This window comes from Chamaesiphon sp. VAR_48_metabat_135_sub (assembly GCF_031418915.1).
GTDB lineage: Bacteria > Cyanobacteriota > Cyanobacteriia > Cyanobacteriales > Chamaesiphonaceae > Chamaesiphon.
This window is the reverse complement of record NZ_JANOJV010000289.1, coordinates 1-5,509: the sequence shown is the minus strand read 5'-3', so window position 1 is coordinate 5,509 and position 5,509 is coordinate 1. Positions and strand designations below refer to the sequence as shown.

7 protein-coding genes are annotated in these 5,509 nt (G+C 45.2%); 1 reads left to right on the top strand and 6 read right to left on the bottom strand.

The features are described from left to right. Positions 1 to 119 precede the first annotated feature (119 nt). Positions 120 to 2,924: a cation-transporting P-type ATPase gene (locus RMO55_RS20195; RefSeq protein ID WP_310429668.1), complete on the top strand. Its 2,805-nt coding sequence runs from the start codon at positions 120 to 122 to the stop codon at positions 2,922 to 2,924. A gap of 27 nt (positions 2,925 to 2,951) precedes the next feature. Here RMO55_RS20195 and RMO55_RS20190 read toward each other — a convergent pair whose 3' ends face one another. The 6 genes from RMO55_RS20190 to RMO55_RS20165 form a co-directional block, all read right to left on the bottom strand. Beyond that, positions 2,952 to 3,776, bottom strand: coding sequence for a DUF2262 domain-containing protein (locus RMO55_RS20190; RefSeq protein ID WP_310429666.1), 825 nt, complete (start codon positions 3,774 to 3,776; stop codon positions 2,952 to 2,954). Positions 3,777 to 3,934: 158 nt separating this feature from the next. Beyond that, positions 3,935 to 4,147 (bottom strand): hypothetical protein, encoded by a 213-nt coding sequence (locus tag RMO55_RS20185; RefSeq protein ID WP_310429664.1) that lies wholly within the window; start codon positions 4,145 to 4,147, stop codon positions 3,935 to 3,937. Between the two features lie 40 nt (positions 4,148 to 4,187). Beyond that, on the bottom strand, positions 4,188 to 4,430 hold the full coding sequence (locus RMO55_RS20180) for a BrnT family toxin (protein WP_310429662.1): 243 nt from the start codon (positions 4,428 to 4,430) through the stop codon (positions 4,188 to 4,190). A gap of 194 nt (positions 4,431 to 4,624) precedes the next feature. Next, entirely contained in the window at positions 4,625 to 4,996 is a 372-nt protein-coding gene (locus tag RMO55_RS20175) for a type II toxin-antitoxin system PemK/MazF family toxin (RefSeq protein ID WP_310429660.1), read from the bottom strand. Beyond that, positions 4,989 to 5,213 carry a hypothetical protein gene (locus RMO55_RS20170; protein ID WP_310429658.1) on the bottom strand — a complete coding sequence of 75 codons (225 nt, stop codon included), beginning with the start codon at positions 5,211 to 5,213 and terminating at the stop codon, positions 4,989 to 4,991. Before RMO55_RS20170 ends, RMO55_RS20175 begins: the two co-directional genes overlap by 8 nt. 61 nt (positions 5,214 to 5,274) lie before the next feature. Next, a partial coding sequence (locus tag RMO55_RS20165) for a hypothetical protein (RefSeq protein ID WP_310429656.1) occupies positions 5,275 to 5,509 on the bottom strand: 235 nt, incomplete at its 5' end.

The following is a 5,509-nucleotide window of genomic DNA, read 5'->3' as shown; positions in this document are numbered from 1 at the left end:
TTAAACAGTAGGGGTAATTCATGAATTACCCCTACTGTTTAATCGATAATTGGTTGCAGACATTCACAATCGGAATTATTTAGACATAAATTTATACTGCAAATATTTTAAATCTAATTATGTCCTCATCCTTATCAACTCACCCACAAATAACAAGTAAGCTGGATGTAAATGTCGATCGACATGCACTGACTATTGCTCAGACATTAGCACAACTAGATACAGACGATCGAACAGGTTTAACATCGCAGCAAATAATCGATCGACAACAAAAATTCGGCACAAATGAATTAGTTGTTGCTGCTAGTCGGCAATGGTGGCAGATTTTACTCGACCAATTTACCAATATTATGTTGGTGATGTTGATGGTTGTGGCGGTGGTTTCAGGCATCTTTGACTTTATGGAAATTCAGGCGGGAAAGACGAGTGGATTGCCGTTTAAAGATACGATTGCAATTCTCTCGATCGTGATTCTAAATGGAATTTTAGGTTATTTCCAAGAAAGCCGTGCCGAACAAGCATTAGCCGCACTCAAACGCATGGCTGCACCTAAAGTAAGAGTATTGCGCGATAGTAGAATTAGCGAAATTGAAGGTAAGGAATTAGTACCTGGAGATGTAATTCATCTCGAAGCTGGCAACCAACTTGCCGCAGATGCTCGATTAATTGAATCAGTACAACTCCAAATTCGAGAATCCGCGCTGACAGGGGAAGCCACCGCTAGTAGCAAAACTGCCGACACAGAATTAGCCGCCGAGACACCTTTGGGCGATCGAGTAAACTTAGTCTATCAAGGCACTGAAATCACCACTGGGCGAGGGATTGCTGTTGTCACCGCCACCGGGATGAATACCGAACTCGGCAAAATTGCCGCCCTCCTACAAGGTGTCGAAAATCAGCCGACTCCACTCCAACAAAAATTAATTCATCTGGGAAATGTCTTAGTTGGTGGCGCATTGGCAATTGTCGCTCTGACAATTATCGGCGGCATGTTGCCCGATTTACTCAGAGGCTCTTTCAATCTGGATACCTTCAAAGGATTAGTCAAAACATCCCTAAGTGTCGCAGTAGCAGTCGTGCCCGAAGGATTACCCGCCGTCATTACCATCACCCTGGCAATGGGTACCCAGCGGATGGTAAAACGCCAAGCTCTAATCCGCAAACTCCCAGCGGTAGAAACCCTCGGCGGGGTGACGATTATTTGTTCTGACAAAACAGGCACCCTCACCCAAAATAAAATGGTGGTGCAACGAGTGGCTACCGTAACGGCTGAATATCAGATTGGGGGCGAGGGCTACATCCCCAATGGTGAGTTTCAACTTAATGGTAAACCCATTGAGCCACTCGCAGATCCAGCTTTAAAAGGTTTACTCTGGGGTTGCGCCCTTTGCAATGATGCGGTGTTGCAGTATGCCGATAATCAGTGGCAAATTTTGGGAGATCCGACAGAGGGAGCCTTATTAGTACTCGCTCACAAAGCCGGAATTGAAGCCACCGCTCAAAGTTACCCTCGCGTTCAAGAATATCCATTCGATAGCGATCGGCAACGGATGAGCATCATCTGCGAACAGTCCCCATATTACCTATTATTCGCCAAAGGATCGCCCGAATCAATCCTCGATCGATCCACCCATACCCTCGTCGCAGATCGGTATGTCGAATTAACTGAGCCAGAACGACAAACCATCCGCGCCCAAAACGCCCGTCTAGCGACTCAAGGGCTAAGAGTCTTAGGTTTCGCCTATCGCTATTTCCCACACCTTCCTGACGCAGATAGCGCAGAATCAGAACTAATTTGGGTCGGTTTAGTCGGAATGCTCGATGCGCCACGCACTGAAGTTCGCGCTGCTGTTGACACCTGTAAAACTGCGGGAATCCGCACGATGATGATTACAGGCGATCATCCCCTGACAGCGCGGGCGATTGCTTGCGATTTGGGTATTGCTGAAGGTGAGTGCCAAGTTGTCAGCGGGAATGAAATTGCTCAGATGGATGAAACGACTTTAAGGCAGACAATCGAGTCAGTCAATGTCTATGCCCGTGTCGCCCCCGAACACAAATTACGCATCGTCAAAGCCTTGCAACAACAGGGCGAACTAGTCGCCATGACAGGGGATGGCGTGAATGATGCCCCCGCATTGAAACAAGCAGATATCGGCGTAGCAATGGGAATTACAGGTACGGATGTGAGTAAAGAAGCTAGCGATATGGTGTTGTTAGATGATAATTTTAATTCGATTGTCGCCGCAGTCGAAGAAGGGCGGATTGTCTACACCAATATTCGCAGGTTTATCAAATATATCCTCGGTAGTAATATCGGTGAAATCCTCACCATCGCCGCCGCTCCGCTGATGGGTTTAGGTGGTGTGCCGCTCTCACCCTTACAAATCCTGTGGATGAATCTAGTCACCGATGGGATTCCCGCGCTGGCTTTGGCATTGGAGCCAGGGGAAGCAGATGTGATGCAGCGAGAACCATTTCAACCTACTGAAAGTATTTTTGCCAGGGGTTTGGGTGGATATATTATTCGGATTGGATTAGTGTTTGCGATCGTCACAATCGGGTTGATGAAATGGGCATTCGATCGAACCCACGCAGTCGATTATCCTGGCGATCCAGATACCTGGAAAACGATCGTCTTTACCACGCTCTGTATTGCTCAAATGGGTCATGCTTTAGCTGTACGCTCTGTAAATAAACTCGTTATCGAAATTAACCCATTTAGCAATCCACTGTTGCTGTGGGCGATTCTGGGCACGATTTTGTTACAGTTGGCGGTGGTTTATATTCCACTATTGCGATCTTTTTTTGGAACCCATCCTTTGAGTTTATTTGAACTGGGAGTCTGTTTTGGTTGCAGCTTACTGATATTTATTTGGATTGAAGGGGAAAAGTTATTTGTGCGGTGGTTTCGATCTAAATAGTCTTGGTGTCATAATCAGTGGGGTGGGTTAGATGTCGGCACTTGTAAGTCCCTCAGAAACGGAGCCTGAGACTTGTATTGTATGACCGCAAAACAAATCTCCATCATGGAGCCAAAATTCAAAATTTCCATCAGGATATGTGGTTATTGCGTTCAGTCGCATTCGACTGACAAACTCTTCACTGGTAACGGGATTCTCATCTTCATCGAGCCAGCTATCGTTCTTGAGTTCAAGCAACTCCGCAACAGCATAGTCATTCACATTACTAGTCCATTGCTCCATAGCTATCAATAGAGCTTTAGCTGTTTGCAGGGAACTGGTTGGAGTGTCGTTCTCATCGACTGAGATAGCAATGTCGATCGACTGACCAAGCCAAGTTACTTTGCCTTCAAACAAATCGACAGATTTATTAAGAACCAACTTTCCAATCAAAGGGTCGAGTATTTCAACTGGCTCACGGAATTTTGAGAGGATTAACTCAAGTTCATTGTCAATTGGCTGGTCAAGAAGGCCAACGAGTTCAGCTCTTGCGTCACCGAAAGGACTGTTTTCACAAAGCTTTCCACGAAAAGCAATAATAGACTCCGAAATAATCAGGTTTTGCAATGCGCGCAGTTCTTCATCCGATACGAGCTTGGAGACTGATAGTGGAACACTGCGAACTAGTTCTCCAGGAATTCGCCATGCGATCAGGTGTAGATTCAACGACCAAAGCACTTCTGGTGGTGTCTTTCCACCACTTGGGCCATTGGCACCAACAACGCCATAGAGCGTTATTGTTGGTAGGGTGTCAAAAATGGTAAGTAACTGTTTGCGCTTTTGCTTTGCGTCATCGAATATGTCTAGTGACATGCATGTTCCAAGAGATGGCTAGCTACACATCATACAGGAACTTTCCACCTATCCCCTGGAAATAGGGATGATATCCAGAAAAATATTGATACAAAACCTGATGTTTCGTCGAGACTTTCTGGATATCACCCCAAATCGGGATATTATCTGTCACCTGCTTATGCAGCCGTTGATTTGGCAATTTTTGTAAGCAACCTCAACGCCTCATTTACAGCAGCCGAATCTTGAAAGACTTCTGCCACATCTGGTTCAAGCACTATAATATTGGTCGATTGCTTGTACGCTTCAAAATACCTACCGCGAACACCACCTGAAAAGTCATATTCCGATCTCATCTCATCATTAACGGTTGTTTCAGGTTCCTGACTCATAACTTCTTCTCTCGTGCCCTTGTAGCTAAACGGGCACTAATTAAGCGGACTTCACCCGTTCGCGTTGCGTCCGCTTGCGGAATCGATCCGTGTTGGATATCACCAACAGCCGTTGCGATCTTGACATCCCTATAGTCAAAAGACGAAATTCGCCAACGGAATGATCTGGGTCTGAAATTGTTACTGCTAAAGGATCTCCGAAAACTGTGATAGCCTCCTCAAAAGATACGCCATGCTTTTGGGCATTACTAGACGCTTTAGCTGGATCCCATTGAAAACTCATTGATTCTATTATAGTCTTGTGCCGCTTCAGATGAAAATCATACTTTTAAGCTAGGTTTCGGGCATTATTGATGTTACGAATATTTATGCCGTCCTACTTACTTACTAGATTTTATGCGATCGCCGAGCGTCCGCTTTGCGGAATCAATAGCCTCGGCTTTATTCTGAATTAGTAGACTGTGGCTTACCGAAAATCTAGGGTTCAAAAACTGCATTAAACCCCAAAACGATGCAAACAGCCTTCTCTATCTCACTCCAGTACTTGTCTTCTAAGGTTCCTAGTTTACAATCTAGTCTCCGATTGTCCACAACCCTCATTTGTTCGAGGTGAATCCCTCTAGTTTCATCTAGCCCATTCTCTGCTGTCACCTTAATGCTCACTACAAATGGATAGGCTTTTGAGCCTTTCAATAAAGGAGCAACCATCGTCGTGTCAGATCGAGCGTTACCTACGTCATTCTGAAGAATTACACACGGTCGTTTCTTTGCCGTTTCACTACCTACTGTCGGATCTAGGTTTACCCACCAGATTTCTCCTCTTCGGTACCGGAGATCCCCATTAGGCATCGATTCCATCTCCCACTGTCACATCCCATAACTTAGTCTCAGCTTGATACTCAGGATTGTTTGCTAGTTCTGTGTAAGCGTCCGCCAACTCTTTCAATAATTGGTTTTTCTTTGCCTGAGACAATATTTCGTTGATAAACTGGCTGCGATTTTTGCTCGATCGATCGACGAACTCTAAAACTTCTTCATCTAGTGTGATACTTACTTTCGCACTCATAATTAAGTCTCACTAGCTAGTAGGATAATAACATCCTAACATATTAGTAAATCGTAACAACTCACGTTAAATAGCTAAAGTTTAGTCGGACTATTGCTGAGTGCATCGCCGACAACCGTCGCACAATTTGGTCGATCTCTAAATCTAGGATGCTATAGTCGATGACTGCTTGACGAATCGGTGTATTGCCTGTATCGCTCTCCAATTCGCTCACACGGGCTGTTCGTAATGCTTGTAAGTGTGGTTGAATTCTTCGCAGCATTTCGTCCAAATCGGGCAAAGGTGGTGGGATAATT